Annotated in this window: 12 protein-coding genes and 1 tRNA gene; 4 read left to right on the top strand and 9 right to left on the bottom strand. The window is 70.6% G+C overall.

Annotated features, from left to right (window positions below):
• Positions 1 to 25: 25 nt before the first annotated feature.
• From ACT3SQ_RS15020 to ACT3SQ_RS15010, 3 genes are all read right to left on the bottom strand, one after another.
• Complete coding sequence (locus ACT3SQ_RS15020; RefSeq protein WP_442332412.1) at positions 26 to 1,282, bottom strand: calcium:proton antiporter; 1,257 nt, start codon at positions 1,280 to 1,282, stop codon at positions 26 to 28.
• Positions 1,283 to 1,518: 236 nt separating this feature from the next.
• The gene (locus ACT3SQ_RS15015; protein ID WP_442332411.1) at positions 1,519 to 2,478 is read right to left on the bottom strand and encodes a hypothetical protein; all 960 of its coding nucleotides are present in this window, start codon (positions 2,476 to 2,478) and stop codon (positions 1,519 to 1,521) included.
• Between the two features lie 177 nt (positions 2,479 to 2,655).
• Positions 2,656 to 2,919, bottom strand: a complete 264-nt coding sequence (locus tag ACT3SQ_RS15010; RefSeq protein ID WP_441444409.1) for a hypothetical protein — start codon at positions 2,917 to 2,919, stop codon at positions 2,656 to 2,658.
• Positions 2,920 to 3,056: 137 nt separating this feature from the next.
• Between ACT3SQ_RS15010 and ACT3SQ_RS15005 the strand changes: the two genes are divergently transcribed.
• Positions 3,057 to 4,538 (top strand): SulP family inorganic anion transporter, encoded by a 1,482-nt coding sequence (locus ACT3SQ_RS15005; protein ID WP_444601295.1) that lies wholly within the window; start codon positions 3,057 to 3,059, stop codon positions 4,536 to 4,538.
• Positions 4,539 to 4,572: 34 nt separating this feature from the next.
• On the opposite strand, the gene ACT3SQ_RS15000 is transcribed toward ACT3SQ_RS15005, so the two are convergent.
• From ACT3SQ_RS15000 to ACT3SQ_RS14980, 5 genes are all read right to left on the bottom strand, one after another.
• Positions 4,573 to 6,675: an alpha/beta fold hydrolase gene (locus ACT3SQ_RS15000; RefSeq protein ID WP_444601294.1), complete on the bottom strand. Its 2,103-nt coding sequence runs from the start codon at positions 6,673 to 6,675 to the stop codon at positions 4,573 to 4,575.
• A gap of 42 nt (positions 6,676 to 6,717) precedes the next feature.
• Positions 6,718 to 7,623 carry an NADP-dependent oxidoreductase gene (locus tag ACT3SQ_RS14995; protein WP_444601293.1) on the bottom strand — a complete coding sequence of 302 codons (906 nt, stop codon included), beginning with the start codon at positions 7,621 to 7,623 and terminating at the stop codon, positions 6,718 to 6,720.
• Between the two features lie 89 nt (positions 7,624 to 7,712).
• Entirely contained in the window at positions 7,713 to 8,138 is a 426-nt protein-coding gene (locus ACT3SQ_RS14990) for a cupin domain-containing protein (RefSeq protein WP_444601292.1), read from the bottom strand.
• A gap of 39 nt (positions 8,139 to 8,177) precedes the next feature.
• Positions 8,178 to 10,178, bottom strand: a complete 2,001-nt coding sequence (locus ACT3SQ_RS14985; protein WP_444601291.1) for a heavy metal translocating P-type ATPase — start codon at positions 10,176 to 10,178, stop codon at positions 8,178 to 8,180.
• 89 nt (positions 10,179 to 10,267) lie between these two features.
• Positions 10,268 to 10,507: a heavy-metal-associated domain-containing protein gene (locus ACT3SQ_RS14980; protein ID WP_444601290.1), complete on the bottom strand. Its 240-nt coding sequence runs from the start codon at positions 10,505 to 10,507 to the stop codon at positions 10,268 to 10,270.
• A 152-nt stretch (positions 10,508 to 10,659) separates the two neighbouring features.
• Here ACT3SQ_RS14980 and ACT3SQ_RS14975 point away from each other — a divergent pair, with 152 nt between their 5' ends.
• Positions 10,660 to 11,445 carry a Crp/Fnr family transcriptional regulator gene (locus tag ACT3SQ_RS14975; RefSeq protein ID WP_444601289.1) on the top strand — a complete coding sequence of 262 codons (786 nt, stop codon included), beginning with the start codon at positions 10,660 to 10,662 and terminating at the stop codon, positions 11,443 to 11,445.
• Positions 11,446 to 11,540: 95 nt separating this feature from the next.
• Here ACT3SQ_RS14975 and ACT3SQ_RS14970 read toward each other — a convergent pair.
• Positions 11,541 to 11,613 (bottom strand) — tRNA-Arg (locus tag ACT3SQ_RS14970).
• 73 nt (positions 11,614 to 11,686) lie between these two features.
• On the opposite strand from ACT3SQ_RS14970, the gene ACT3SQ_RS14965 reads away from it, so the two are divergent.
• Together ACT3SQ_RS14965 and ACT3SQ_RS14960 are read left to right on the top strand one after the other, a co-directional pair.
• Complete coding sequence (locus tag ACT3SQ_RS14965) at positions 11,687 to 13,120, top strand: nitrilase-related carbon-nitrogen hydrolase (protein WP_441444417.1); 1,434 nt, start codon at positions 11,687 to 11,689, stop codon at positions 13,118 to 13,120.
• A gap of 72 nt (positions 13,121 to 13,192) precedes the next feature.
• Positions 13,193 to 13,876, top strand: coding sequence for a copper resistance CopC family protein (locus tag ACT3SQ_RS14960; RefSeq protein WP_444502197.1), 684 nt, complete (start codon positions 13,193 to 13,195; stop codon positions 13,874 to 13,876).
• The last annotated feature ends 123 nt before the right edge of the window (positions 13,877 to 13,999 follow it).

Here is a 13,999-nt window from a genome sequence, read left to right as displayed (position 1 = left end):
GCGGCAGTGCTGAGCCGGGCAGTGCTCAGGAGAAGAGCATGAGCGCGTAGACGCCGAACAGCAGCAGGTGCACGGCGCCATGCACCGCGGTGGTCCGCGGGGCGCTCGCCGAGATCGCGGCGACCGCGAGGGTCACCCCGAGCAGCAGCAGGTTCGTCGGCGATTCCGCGAGCACCACCTCGGTGCCGGTGACCAGCCCGATCACCAGCACCGTGGGGATCGTCAGGGCGAGGGTCGAGACCAGCGCGCCATGGCACAGGTTCACCACCCGCTGCATCTCCCCGTTCAGCGCCGCCCGCACCGCGGTGATCGACTCCGGCGTGAACACGATCATCGCGATCAGCACTCCGCCGAGGGCGACCGGGGCACCGAGCCGCGCCAGGCCGTCATCGAGCAGCCCCGCCATATGGTGCGAGAGCAGCACGATCGGCAGCACGGTCGCGATCAGCAGGGCGGCGCGCGCCAGCAGCTCCTCCCGGTGCAGGGAGAGGACCTCCCGCAGCGCGGTGCGGTTCCCGGTAGTGCGGGCGGTGCGAGTGGTGGCGGCGGTGGTGCGGGTGGCGGTGGTGGGGTTCGCGTCGGTCGCGGGCTCGGCGGCCGCGGCGCTGCCCACGGCTCGCTCGATCTCCTGGAACTCACCGGCCTGGGCTCCCATCTGGCGCCAGAGGAAGAAGGCGTACACCGCCACCGTGAGCCCACCGACCACCAGTGCCTGGGGAGGCGCATAGCCGCCGCTCTCGCTGATCGTCGCCGGCAGCGCGAAGGCGAGCGCCGCGAGCGCGGTGAGCATCACCAGGTAGGCGGAGGTCCCCACCCGGTGCGTAGCGAGGGAGCCGTGCCGCAGGCCGCCCACCAGCAGGCAGAGCCCGAGCGCCAGGTTCATGATGATCATCGAGACCGCCATCACCGAGTCCCGGGCGATCACGGTGTGCTCTCCGGGACCGAGCATGACCGCGGCGATCAGCACCACCTCGATCACCACGATCGAGAGCGTCAGCACGAGCGTGCCGTAGGGATCGCCGAGCCGGCGCGCGAGCGCCTCGGCCTGGTGGACCACTCCGCCGGCGGCGACCACGATCACCGCGATGATCGCGGCCAGCACCAATGCGAGCACGGGGGAGGGCAGCGGCGCGGCCAGCAGCGGGCCGGCGAGGCTCAGAGCGCCGACGGCGGCCCAGCCGAGCACCAGGCGTCCGATGGCGTCGCGGGTGAGGAGCTCGCGCGCGAGCTGTCTGCGGGTACGGGGTCCGGGCTGGGCGGGGGAGTGGCCGGTCGGGGTCATGGGGGATCCTCCTGCGAGGCCGTCCTCCCTGCGACTGCGCGGACCGGGTCGTCCCGGCGGCGGCGCCGGCACTCTCCTCGCGGCGCCTCCCCACCGTAACCTCACCGCGCCCGGCGGTCAGCTCCCGGTGAGGGAACTGACCACCGAGGGCGGTGATTCAGCAGCCGAGCAGCTGAGCGAGTGGGTGGTCCAGCAGTCCAGCAGTCCAGCAGTTCAGCAGTTCTGTGGCCGGTGGCTCAGCCGTCCCGGGGGACCGAGATCCCGACCAGCAGGCCCTGGTCGTTGTCGGCATAGGTGCCCGGGGCGACCAGCAGCCCCCAGGTGGTGCCGTCGGTGGTCGTGGCCTCGCAGTCGACGGTCTCGAACTCGGTGAAGTCCAGGCCGTCCTCGCAGGTGACGTCGCTCCACTCGGCCATTGTGTTGACCGGTACATAGGCGTTCTCGGAGGTCAGCGTCTGCAGTGTGCTCTCGGCGACCTCGTCGGCGCTGAGCGGCTCGGCACCGAACATCGAGCCGAATCCCACCCCGGTGAGGCTGACGTCCTCGTCCAGCAGGCCATCGGCCGCTGTGGGCAGCTCGGTCCCGGTCGAGAACAGCACTGCCACCGTCGAACCGTTCTGAAATCCGTCCTCCGACGGCACGAAGACCACGTTGGCGACCCACTCCTGGTGCGGCTCGGTCGTATCGAAGCTCGCCGGGCCGAGGCATCCGGTCGCTGCGGCGCCCGGCTCGAGCACCAGCTCGTCCTCGCATTCGGCAGTGCCCTCGAAGGGTGCTGCGAGAAGTGCTGCCAGGTCGTCGTCCGTGAGGGCGGGGGCGCCCTCTCCGCTGGTGTCGTCCGTCCCCAGATCGGTCACCAGCATGATCCGCGTGCGCTCCCTCGAGGCACCCGGCTCACCCCCGTCCTCTCCCGCACCCTCATTGGCCCCTGCGCCGTCTCCTGCTTCCTCTTCTTCTTCCTCGCCGCCACCGTCCGACGCGGACTCCTCGTCGGAGGCGTCCCCGCCTTCCGATGACTGCTGGTCCTGCTCTCCACCACCGTCGGAGGTGTCATCGGCGCCCACCTCGGAGGCCCCGGCGGGGGTCTCCGGAGGGGTGTCGACGTCGGCCCCGCAGGCGCTCAGCCCGAGGAGTGCCGTGCCGGCGCAGAGCGCCATCGCGGTGCGGGCTCGTCGGCCGATGCTCGTTTTCGTCATGACGGTTCCTCTCCTCGGGAGTCCGCGGGGCGGCTGCACCGTGGTGGACATCGAGCCAAATGGCCCGGGTCACACGGTGCCAAAAGGTAAAGGAAAGGTCAAGGCTTAGTCACGGGTGTGGCGCGATGGCGAGGTGAAGATTTTGTGTGCAGCTGTCGTTCGGGGCTCCGGCCGGGCTCAGGCATCCGGGCCGCGAGGGGTGGGGTCGCCGTGCTCGCGGCGGTAGCGGTCGTCCTCGGCATCCTCGTCGTCCACAGAGCGTCGCGGATCGCGGAACCCGAGGGCGATACCGAGTGTGGCGCCGACGGCGAAGCCGATCAGAGCACCGATGAAGATGTTGTTGATGACGGCCAGCCCCAAGCCGATTCCCACGGTGAAACCGATCATCATGCCGAAGGGGAGCCAGGTGGCGTCGAAGCGGCGACGCGTGGGTGCAGTCATGGATCCTCTGTCCGATCAGACCCGCCGGCAGGGCCGACGGGAGGGGAACTACCAGGGTAGTCCCGGCTACTGTGACCTCGCGCGCCAGGGAGCAGACCCCACCCCCGTCGCCGTGCCCCATCGATATCATCACGGGCGTGACAGCGACTCCCCCTTCGGCTCCGAGCCCCACCACCCTGCAGGCACTGCGGAACCCGCGGCTCCTCACCACCGAGGCGCTCGCCGGGGCGGTCACCACGCTCGCTCTGATCCCCGAGGTCATCTCGTTCTCGGTGATCGCCGGCGTGGACCCGAAGGTCAGCCTCATCGCCTCGGTCGTGCTCGCGATCTCGATGTCGATCCTGGGTGGCCGGCCCGCCATGATCACCGCCGCCGCGGGCGCCGTCGCGCTCGTGGTCGCGCCGCTGGTGCACACCCATAGCGTCGAATACCTGCTGCCCACGGTGATCCTCGCCGGCATCATCCAGATCCTCTTCGGCGTGCTGGGGCTCGCGAGGATCATGCGGTTCATCCCGCGATCGGTGATGATCGGCTTCGTCAACGCGCTCGGGATCCTGATCTTCGCCGCTCAGCTGCAGCACGTGCTCGACGTGCCGGTCATGGTCTACCCATTGTTCGCGCTGACCCTGCTGGTGGTGCTGCTGTTGCCGCGCTTCACCAAGGCCGTGCCCGCACCGCTGGTCGCGATCGTGCTGGTCACCACGATCGCGATGTTCGCGCACCTGTCCGTCCCGACCGTCGGCGACCAGGGCGACGTCTCCGGCGGGCTGCCCGGAATCACCCCGCTCGAGGTTCCGCTGGACCTCGACACGCTGCGCCTGATCCTGCCCACCGCCCTCAGCGTCGCCTTCGTGGGACTGATGGAGACGCTGCTGACCGCCAAGCTCGTGGACGACATCACCGACACCCGCTCGCACAAGAGCCGTGAATCCTGGGCGCTCGGCGTCGCGAACATCCTCGCTGGCTGCTGGGGAGGCATCGCCGGCTGCGCCATGATCGGGCAGACCGTGGTCAACGTGAAGCTCGGCCGGGCCCGCACGAGGCTGTCCACCTTCTTCGCCGGAGCGATGCTGCTGATCCTGGTCACCGTGCTCTCGGACCTCATGGAGGCGATCCCGATGGCCGCGCTCGCCGCGGTGATGATGGTCGTCGCCGTCTCCACCGTGAACTTCCACAGCGTGCGACCCGCGACCCTGAAGCGGATGCCGTGGTCGGAGACCCTGGTGATGGTCACGACGGTCGTGGTCGTGGTCGCCACCAACAACCTCGCGATCGGCGTTGCGGCCGGGGCGCTGCTGGCGATGGGGCTGTTCGCCCGCCGTATCGCGCACGTGACGAGCGTTCGCCGTCTGGTCACCGACGGGGCGGCGACCTACACGGTGCGCGGCCCGCTCTTCTTCGGCAGCAGCAACGACCTCGTCGAGCAGTTCACCTACGCCGAGGACCCGCCGCAGGTCACCATCGACTTCTCCGCCGCCCAGATCTGGGATGCCTCGACCGTTGCCGTCCTCGATTCGGTGCAGACCAAGTACTCCGACCACGGCATCGAAGTGCGTTTCACCGGGCTGGACGAGCACTCCACCCAGTTCCACGGCCGGCTCACCGGCACGCTGAACTGACCCTGCCCAGCAGCAGCAGCTGTCAGCTCCGCACTCACCAGGGCAGGACCTCTGGGATCGGCTCGGCGCCGAGGACGTGCTGGTCGCAGAAGGCGAGCACGGCCTGGTTCCAAGCGAGCGCATTGGATGGGGTGAGCACCCAGTGGTTCTCGCTGGTCAGCTGCAGGAAGCGGTGCGGCATGCCCTGCGGCTCGCCGTCCCAGGTGGAGACCAGGTCCCACCACAGCCGCAGCGCCTCGCTGATCGGCACCCGGTAGTCGCGGTTGCCGTGGGTGATCAGCATCGGGGTGGTGATCGCGTCGACCTCGTGATGCGGGGAGAACGCCCGATACCAGTCCGGATCCTCATCCTCATGACGGTGCACGCGCATCTTGGAGGCCGCGGCGTCGGTGGTGCGGTGCTGCTGATCCAGCGCCCACAGCCCCGCATGGGTGACGATCGCGTCGAAGCGAGTGGTGTGCCCGGCGATCCAGTTCGCCATGAAGCCGCCGAACGACGCCCCGAGCATCGCGGTGCGGGAACCGTCGAGGTCCGCCCGCTCGAGCACCGCATCGAAGAGGGTCTCGCACTCGTGGAAGACCACGTCCGGACGGCGCGGCCAGCCGCGGTTCAGCCCCGCATCCCCGTAGCCGGTGGACATCGCCGGATCCGGCATCAGCACCGCATAGCCGCGCTGCACCGCGAGCCACGGGCACCAGCGCCAGCTCCAGGCGTTGTAGGAGCCGTGCGGCCCGCCGTGGATCCACAGCATGACGGGCGCCGGGGCCTCGGCCGACGCCCCCGCGGGGACGCACAGCCAGCCGCCCACGGTGAGCCCGTCGACGTCGGTCTCCACCCATTCCAGCGTACCGGGCAGTGCGCTGACCGCACCCGGTGCAGGCAGCTCGGTGACGGCACCGGCGCCAGCGTGGGAACCGGCGTCGATCCGGACCGGCCGGGACGGGGTCGTCACGTCATTGCGGAGTGCGAACAGGGTGCCGTCGGCCGTCGCGGCGAGTGACGAGAAGACGCCGTCGCCTGCCACCGTGCGGGCCTCGCCGGTGGCCGCGTCGATTCGCAGCACCGCGCCGGAGGAGTGCAGGTCTCCGGCCACCAGCAGGCTGCCGTCAGCGGCCCATTCGAGGTCGGTGATGCTCAGATCGCCGAGCAGCGCGGTGACCGGCTCGCCGCCGCTGATCTCGCCGCCGCCGAGGGGGTGGATCTCCAGGCGGCTGTAGCTGGTGTCGGTGGGCGAGGAGGCGGTCGAGCGGATCACGGCGAGCTTCTGGCCGTCGCGGGAGAACAGCGGGGAGCCGTACTGGGCAGACTCGTCGGCCTCCAGCAGCACGCTGCGGCGCAGGGTTGCGGTGTCGATCAGCACCAGCGAGCTGCGGGTCTCGCCGCTGCGCACCCGCTGGGTCCAGGAGGTCGCGACGGTGGAGCCGTCGGGGGAGAGGTCCGCGGAGGCGGCGTAGAGGGTCACGGTGCCGACGTCCGGGGTGAGATCGGTGAGGTCACCCTCCGGGGACACCCGCACCAGGCGGCGGCTCTGGTCGCCGATCTCGTGGTCCCACAGCCGGATCGGCATCCCGGTGTGCCAGATGGTGGTCTGCTTCGCGTCCTTGCGGGCCTTGCGGCGCTCGGCATCCTCCTCGAGGTTGCTGCCCGGCAGCACGCTGGTGGCGGCGAGCATGGTCCCGTCCGCGGCGACCGAGAGCAGGGACAGGCCTGCGGCGGCGGAGGCCACCACCTGTGCTTCGCCGGTGCGCGGCAGGCGCCAGATCGCGGTGACCTCCTCCTCGGCACCGCCTTCAGGATCCGGCCGGGAGGAGCTGAACAGCAGCGACCCGTCGGGGGCGAACCGGGGCGAGCTCTCGCCCTTGGCGGAGAAGGTCAGCCGACGGGCGGGCTGCTCCCCGGCCGGGTCGAGCTCCCAGAGCGAGGAGACGAGCTTCGCGCCGGGCTCGTCGGCCTCCTGGATCGCCGTGACAACGCGCCCGTCGTCGCTCGCGACCACGGAGGCCACGCGCGGGATCCTCAGAAAGCCGTCGATGTCAGCGAAACCAGCGAAACCAGCGGGGTCAGTGAAACCGACGGGATCAGCGGGATCAGCCGACGAGGTCGAGGGAGCGGCAGGGTCAGCGGTGTGGGAGGTCATCTGCGTCACGTTACCGGAGGCGCGTGCGTCACCGAGGGCAGGTCAGGGGATGATCACGATCTTCCCGCGGGAGTGCCCGGCCTCCACGGCAGCGAGTGCTTCGGCAGCCTGGCTGAGCGGGAACGTCTCCACCACGTGCGGGCTCACCAGGCCGTACCGGACCACGTCGGTGATCTTGCCCAGCACTCCCTCGGACCGCTCCCGGCCGGCCCCGCCGAGCTCGACGGCGGTGGCGCCGTCGGCCGCGGAGACGATCCCTGAGGGGAGCTTGACCAGCGGGGCCAGCTCTCGCAGGGCGTCCCCGCCCACGAGATCGGCCAGCACGTCTACGCCGTCCGGGGCGAGTGCCCGCACGCGCGCGGCGACCCCCTCTCCGGAGGGGACGAAGGTCGCGCCGGTGGCTTCGATCAGCTCCCGCTTGGACTCCGAGGCGACACCGATGGCCTTCAGCTCGTGGACCTTCGCGATCTGCAGGGCCATGCGGCCTACGCCGCCTCCCGCGCCGAGGACCAGCAGCGTCTGCCCGGCCTCGATCTCGACCTGGTGGGTGAGGTCGTAGGCGGCGGTGCCGGCGATCGGGATCCCCGCGGCATCGGTGAAGGAGATCTCCTCGGGCTTGGCGACCGTCGCCGAGGCGTCCAGGACAGTGTGCTCGGCGAAGGCGCCGAGCCCGCGGGCCGGGGCGCCGAGCACCTCGTCCCCGATGGCGAAGTTCTCGACTCCCTCCCCGACGGCGGTGACGACGCCAGCGGCCTCGAGGCCCATCGCCACCGGCAGATGGCCGCGGGTGCCGAAGGCGCCTTCGCGACGCTTCCAGTCCGCGGGGTTCACCCCGGCGGCACGCACCTCGATGGCGATCTCCCCGGCCCTGGGGGCCGGGGCCCCACGCTCGGTGAGCTGCTGACCCTCCGGGCCGCCGTAGGTGGTGAAGACGAAAACCTTGGACATCTGCGTTCTCCTGTGTCGTTGCTGCTGTGCGGGGAGCGGCCGCTCCGGGCGTGTGCCCGTGGGGCCGCCATCAGGGGTGCTGCGGGGGATCAGGCCTGGGGAGACTGGTCCTCGCCTGCGGCCTCGGCGGCGTCCGCCTCCTCCTTGGTGGCGAAGGAGCCGTCCACCGCATGCTCGGGCGGGCTGTAGATCGTGTACAGCACGAGGGGCTCCTCCCCGGTGTTGCGGACGTTGTGCTGGGCGCCGGCGGGCACCGCGCACAGATCACCGGCGTGGACTGCGTGGGTGTGGCCGTTGAGGTCGGCTTCACCGGTCCCGGAGACCAAGGTCAGGATCTGGTCCGTGGTCTCGTGGACCTCGTCCCCGATCTCTCCGCCCACCGGCACGGTCACGAGGACGATCTGGGAGTGCTTCCCCGTCCACAGAACCTTGCGGAAGTCCGGATTCGCTGTCGCGATGTCCGCGATGGTGAAGTGCTCGACGTCGCCTTCGAGGGCGAAATGCTGTTCAGACATGATGCGCTTCCTCTCGAGTGGACATGGTTGTGTTCGGGGTCAGATGCTCTGGCTCGCCCCGACGCTCTGCGGAATGCGGGTCTCGGACGGGGAGCCCGGGCGGGCGCCGTGCTGATCCTTGCGGCGGCGCAGCAGCCGCATCGCGTTGACGATCACCAGCAGCACCGAACCTTCGTGGACCAGCATGCCGATCGCCATCGTGACCCCACCGGCGAACACGCCCACCAGGAGCGCGATCACCGTGATCAGCGCGATCGCGATGTTCTGTCGCATCACGGAGACCGTGCTGCGGGCCAGACCGATCGCCTGCGGGAGCCTCAGCAGATCGTCCTTCATCAGGGCGATGTCAGCAGTCTCGATGGCGACCCCGGTGCCGGCCGCACCCATCGCCACACCGATATCGGCAGTGGCCAGGGCCGGGGCGTCGTTGACGCCATCGCCGACCATCGCCACGGTGCAGCCCTCGCTCTGCAGCTGCTGGACGACGGTGAGCTTGTCCTCGGGCAGCAGCTGAGCGCGCACCTCGTCGACCCCGACCTCGGCGGCGACCGCCTCGGCGACCCGCCGGTTGTCACCGGTGAGCATGATGACCTTCTTGACCCCGGTCGCGTGGAGCCGGGCGATCATCTCCCTCGCGTCGGTGCGGATCCGATCGGCCACCGCGACCACGCCGATCACGCGGCCGTCGAGGGTGACGACCATCGGGGTGCGGCCGAGTCCGGCGAGCCGGTCGACCTCCGCGGCCGCGCCGCGATCCTCGGAGATGTCCTCGGCCGCCAGCAGCGGCAGGTTGCCGACGGCGACGCGTCGACCCTCGAGGGTGGCGACGATGCCCTTGCCAGCAACCGGCTCGGTGTGCTCGGGCAGGCCATGGGTGGGCAGGCCCTCGGCCGCCGCGGCGTCGATCAGGGGACGTGCCAGCGGATGCTCGGAACCGGCCTCGGCGCGTGCCGCCCAGCCGAGCACGTCGGCACGATCCAGCGCAGGGTCCAGGACGGTCACGTCGGTGAGGTAGGGCTTGCCCTCGGTGAGGGTGCCGGTCTTGTCCAGGGCGACGGCGGTGATCTTCGCGCTGGTCTCCAGGTACTCGCCACCCTTGATGAGGATGCCGTCCTTGGCACCGCGGCCGATGCCGGCCACGATCGAGACGGGGATGGAGATGACCAGCGCCCCGGGGCAGCCGATCACCAGCAGGGTCAGGGCGAGCACGACGTTCCCGGTGATGAGCCCCGTGATCAGGGCCAGCAGAATGATGCCGGGGGTGTACCAGGTGGAGAACCTCTCCATGAAGGTCTGGGTGCGGGCCTTGGCGTCCTGCGCTTCCTCGACGCGATGGATGATGCGGGCCAGGGTGGTGTCGGCCCCGATGCCGGTGGCGCGCACCTGCAGGAAGCCACCGCCGGAGATGGTGCCGGCGAACACCTGGTCGCCCTCGCCCTTCTCGACGGGGATGGACTCGCCGGTGATGGAGGCCTCATCCAGGGCGCCGGTGCCGCCGATGACGATGCCGTCGACGGGGACCTTGGCGCCGTTCTTGACCAGAACGGTCTCATCGGGCCGGACCTGGGCGGCGGAGATCTCCACCTGCTCGCCCTCCCGCATCACCACGGCGACATCAGGGGCGACGGCCACGAGCTCGGCGAGCGCGGAGCGGGTGCGGTTCATGGTGCCGGCCTCGAGGGCGTGGCCGATGGCGAACAGGAACGTGACTGCAGCCGCTTCCCAGTACTGGCCGATGATCAGCGCACCGACCGCGGCGATGGTGACCAGCAGATCGATGGCGATGACCTTGACCATCAGTGCGCGCAAGGCCTTGAGGATGATCGGGATGCCGGCGACCAGCGCCGCGGCGACCATGAAGAGATCGGAGGTGACCAGGGCGGTGGGCCCGTCCAGCTCGACGCCGAGGCCGTGCTGGTGGCCGGAGCCGAAGGGGTTCACCCCGATGGACAGGGAGAGGATCGCGGCGACGACGATGAGGAGACCCGAGATGATCGGGGTTCCCCAGGGACCGCGCAGCCAACGGGTCAGAGCAGACATGAGGTGGTGCCTTTCAAGTCAGGTGCGGCGCAGGACGCGGAGCAGGATCTGGGCAGGACGGCCGGGCCATGGGGCCCGGCCGCCAGGGGTCAGAAGGCCGAGAGGACGGACTTGTAGCCGGCCTTGTCGATCGCGGCGACGATCTCATCGGTGGTGGTCACGGAGGCGTCGTGGTCGACTTCGACGCGGCCGGAGGCGAACTTCACGCTGACGTTCTGCACGCCCTTGAGGCGGCCCACCTGTTTCTCGATCTTGGCGACGCAGGAAGGGCAGCTGAAGCCCTCGGCGCGGAAGATGGAGTGGGTGCTGGTGGCGGGGGTGGCAGTCATGGTGAGCCTTCCTTCTGGAGCGTGGTCCTCGAGGGGCTTTCCCTCGATGTGCTCTCAACCTAGAAGGGTTCTTGTGGAAGCGACATGACAGGGATCAATCAACTGCACTCCACTTCTGACCAGGCCGGATGGGAGAGGGTTAGAGTCGAGCCATGACCATCCAGGAGCCACCCGCCGGGCCCGCCGCGCAGGGCCGACGCACGATCCCGCTCACGGAGATCACCCTGCCCCACCAGTGCCCACGGCCCGTGCGGCTGTACGTGCTGGCCCGCGCGCCCTACTTCCTCGGACTGGGCGAGTCGGAGCTGGATCGCATCGATGCCCGGATGCGCACCCTGACCTTCGCCCCGGACGCCCCGATCTACCGCGCCGGCGAACCGGCGGAAACCCTCTACGTGGTCGCCGAGGGGCGGGTGAAGCTGTCCCAGGTCACCGCAGGCGGGACCGAGACAGTCACCGATCTGCTGGTCCCCGGGGAGCTGTTCGGGACCATGAGCACTCTCGGCGAGCCGATCCACCACCAGACCGCCTCGGCGCTGGTGGGCACCTGCGTGCTGCGCATCGACCAGGACGACTTCCGCTCTGTCCTCGCTGAGCAGCCGCGCATCGCGCTGCGGGTCCTCGACGACGTCGCCGCCCGCCTCTCCCGCGCCGAGACCGACATCGGCTCGCAAGGCTCCGCGACCGTCGAGCAGCGGGTCGCGAGCACCCTGCTCCGCCTGGCGGACAAGCTCGGTGAGGACCGTGGGAGCGAGGGGATCATGCTCGAGGTGCCGCTGTCCCGCGCGGATCTCGCGGGCCTGGCCCGCTCCACCCCGGAATCCGTCTCCCGCGTGATGAGCCGGTGGAAGAGGGAGGGCCTGATCGACTCCGGGCGGCGCTGGACCGCGGTGAAGGATCGCGGACGGCTCGAGATGCTGCGGGATGCGCAGGAGTGAGAAGGGCTGAGCTGGCGGCGTTGCGCAGCGCGACTCATTGCTTCACGTCGGCCTCATCCAACCCGGCCCACTGGTTCAACCAGCCCCATGGTTCGTGCCCCCGGCGCGATTCGAACGCGCGACACCCGCTTTAGGAGAGCGGTGCTCTATCCCCTGAGCTACGGGGGCGATCCGGCCCGTCCCCGGAACGAACCGGGACCTGAGCCTCGAACATGGTAGCGCTCCATGGCAGGATCTGAGCATGTCCAGCGAGCTGCCCGAGACCTCCGCCACCGTCGCCGCCGTGATCCTGGCCGGTGGTGCGTCCTCGCGCCTGGGTGGCGCGGACAAGACCCGTCTGCCGATCGCCGGCGCGACCGCCCTGGAGCGGGTGCTGCGCGCCGCCCCCCACGGACGGCGCATCGTCGTCGGTCCCAGCGGCGAGGACGGCAGTGACCTCGCCACCCGCCATGGCGCTCGCTTCGTGCTCGAGGATCCGCCGCGCTCCGGGCCGCTGGCCGCTCTCGCCCGTGGCGTCACCGAGTTCTCCGAAGGCCCGGACAGCGCCACCGTGCTGGTGCTCGGCGGAGACATGCCGATGCTTCGTCCCGAGACACTGCGCAGCCTCGCCACCCGCAGCGCTGAGACCGGGCAGGTGGTGGCCCTCGAGGCCGACGACGGCCACCTCCAGTTCCTCGGCGCGGCCTGGCCGCTGGGCCGGCTGCGAGCAGCACTGGGTGCGGTCGAGCATGAAGACGGTGGCTGGGCCGATCTCAGCCTGCGCCGGCTCTACGCGCAGCTCGGTCCGGAGGAGCTGGGAACGCTGCGTGCGCTCGGCGCTGAAGGCGCGGACATCGACACCCCGGATGCCCTGGCCCAGGTGCGCCGCGCGGCCGGTCCCCGCATCGCCCTGGCCCAGATCGAGATCTCCGAAGACCTCGAGGCCACCTTCGAGACCGTGCGTGGCGCGGTCATCGAGGCCGCCGAACAGGGGGCGCACCTGGTGCTGCTGCCCGAGGCGACGCTCACCCCCTTCGGCACCGATCTGCGAGCGGCCGCTCTCGCGCACCATGACTCCTTCGCCCAGCTGGTCCAGGAGCTCGCCGAAGCGCATTCGCTCGTGGTCGTCGCCGGCTCCTTCACCCCCACCGAGGACGGCCGCGTCCACAACACCGTGATCGTGCGTGGCCCGAACTGGGATCCCCACCTCGAGTACCGCAAGATCCACCTCTTTGATGCCTTCGGCGCCGACGAGTCCCGGACCGTCGCCCCGGGCAGCGAGCTGGTCACCTTCGATCTGCACGGCACCCGCTTCGGGATCGCCACCTGCTATGACGTGCGCTTCCCGGAGCAGTTCACGGCGCTGGCCCGCCGGGGTGCGCAGGCGATCCTGCTGCCGCTGGCCTGGGCCGAGGGGCCGGGCAAGCGGGAGCAGCTGCAGCTGCTGCTGCGGGCCCGCGCTCTGGACTCCACCACCGTGGTGCTCGCCGCGGACCAGGCCCCTCCCGCGGAGTACACCGGGAAGGCGGCTCGCGGCATCGGCCGCAGCGCCGCCGTCGGCCCGCTGGGCGCCATCCGCCAGGAGCTCGGCCGCGAGCCGGGGCTGCTGCTGGTGGATCTCGATCTCGAGGAGATCGATGCTGCCCGGGCCGCGCTTCCGGTGCTCGAGCATCACGTGGACCTTCCTCGCGACTGACCCTGCGGCTGGCGTGACCCGAGGTGACCGGCGCCACGGCGGCACCGTGCCCTGCTGGCGTAGCCTGCAGGAATGATGTCTTCGATCGACAGCTTCGGCTCTGTTCGCCCCGCTCCTGCCCGTCGTGCCCCTGCCCGTCTGGTCACGCTGCTCGCGCTCTGCAGCGCGATGCTGTTCGCCGTGCTGCTGGCGATGCCCGCCCCGGCGCAGGCGCATGACACCCTACTCAGCTCGGATCCGGAGGACGGCGCGACTCTGGAGGCCTCGCCCGAGGCGCTCACCTTCACGTTCTCCGCAGATGTCCTCGAGGTGAGCCCGCTGGTACGGATCTCCGACGAGTCCGGCACCGAGCTCGCCGAGATCGTCCCGACCGTCGACGGTCCGATCGCCACCGCGACGCTCGAGGAGCCGCTGCCCGCAGGCACCCACACCATCCAGTGGCGCGTGGTCTCCAGCGACGGCCACCCCATCGAGGGCACCCAGACCCTCACGATCGAGCAGGGACCGGCCGCGTCCGCAGCCCCGAGCGACGGCGGCGGTGCTGCGGAGGAGCCCGGCGCCGCGGCGAGCGATGCCGGGGGAGCGGAGAGCTCGGACGCTCCGGTCACGGACGACGCCCCGCAGGAGCAGGGCGCCTCGGCGCAGTCCTCGGACGACGAGGGTGGCCTCCCCATGGGAGCCCTGATCGGGATACTCGCGGTGATCGCCGTGGGTGCTTCCGTCGCCGTCTACTTCATCGTGCGCCGCCGGGACTGACCGCTGCGACTGGCTGCCGCGACGTACTGCTGCGACTGAACACCGCGACGACCCCCACAGCGCGCAGACTCGCGACGTAGAGGGGCGCCCCCCCCCCGGGCGGGGGGGGGGGGGGTGGGCCCC

The organism is Brachybacterium sp. AOP42-C2-15, from assembly GCF_052377065.1.
GTDB lineage: Bacteria > Actinomycetota > Actinomycetes > Actinomycetales > Dermabacteraceae > Brachybacterium.
This window is presented reverse-complemented; position numbering and strand designations above follow the sequence as displayed.

Excerpts from the sequence above, each read along its gene's own strand:
- ACT3SQ_RS15020 (WP_442332412.1), bottom strand. The coding sequence starts at position 1,282 with ATGACCCCGACCGGCCACTCCCCCGCCCAGCCCGGACCCCGTACCCGC.
- ACT3SQ_RS15015 (WP_442332411.1), bottom strand. The coding sequence starts at position 2,478 with ATGACGAAAACGAGCATCGGCCGACGAGCCCGCACCGCGATGGCGCTC.
- ACT3SQ_RS15010 (WP_441444409.1), bottom strand. The coding sequence starts at position 2,919 with ATGACTGCACCCACGCGTCGCCGCTTCGACGCCACCTGGCTCCCCTTC.
- ACT3SQ_RS15000 (WP_444601294.1), bottom strand. The coding sequence starts at position 6,675 with ATGACCTCCCACACCGCTGACCCTGCCGCTCCCTCGACCTCGTCGGCT.
- ACT3SQ_RS14995 (WP_444601293.1), bottom strand. The coding sequence starts at position 7,623 with ATGTCCAAGGTTTTCGTCTTCACCACCTACGGCGGCCCGGAGGGTCAG.
- ACT3SQ_RS14990 (WP_444601292.1), bottom strand. The coding sequence starts at position 8,138 with ATGTCTGAACAGCATTTCGCCCTCGAAGGCGACGTCGAGCACTTCACC.
- ACT3SQ_RS14985 (WP_444601291.1), bottom strand. The coding sequence starts at position 10,178 with ATGTCTGCTCTGACCCGTTGGCTGCGCGGTCCCTGGGGAACCCCGATC.
- ACT3SQ_RS14980 (WP_444601290.1), bottom strand. The coding sequence starts at position 10,507 with ATGACTGCCACCCCCGCCACCAGCACCCACTCCATCTTCCGCGCCGAG.
- ACT3SQ_RS14975 (WP_444601289.1), top strand. The coding sequence starts at position 10,660 with ATGACCATCCAGGAGCCACCCGCCGGGCCCGCCGCGCAGGGCCGACGC.
- ACT3SQ_RS14965 (WP_441444417.1), top strand. The coding sequence starts at position 11,687 with ATGTCCAGCGAGCTGCCCGAGACCTCCGCCACCGTCGCCGCCGTGATC.
- ACT3SQ_RS14960 (WP_444502197.1), top strand. The coding sequence starts at position 13,193 with ATGATGTCTTCGATCGACAGCTTCGGCTCTGTTCGCCCCGCTCCTGCC.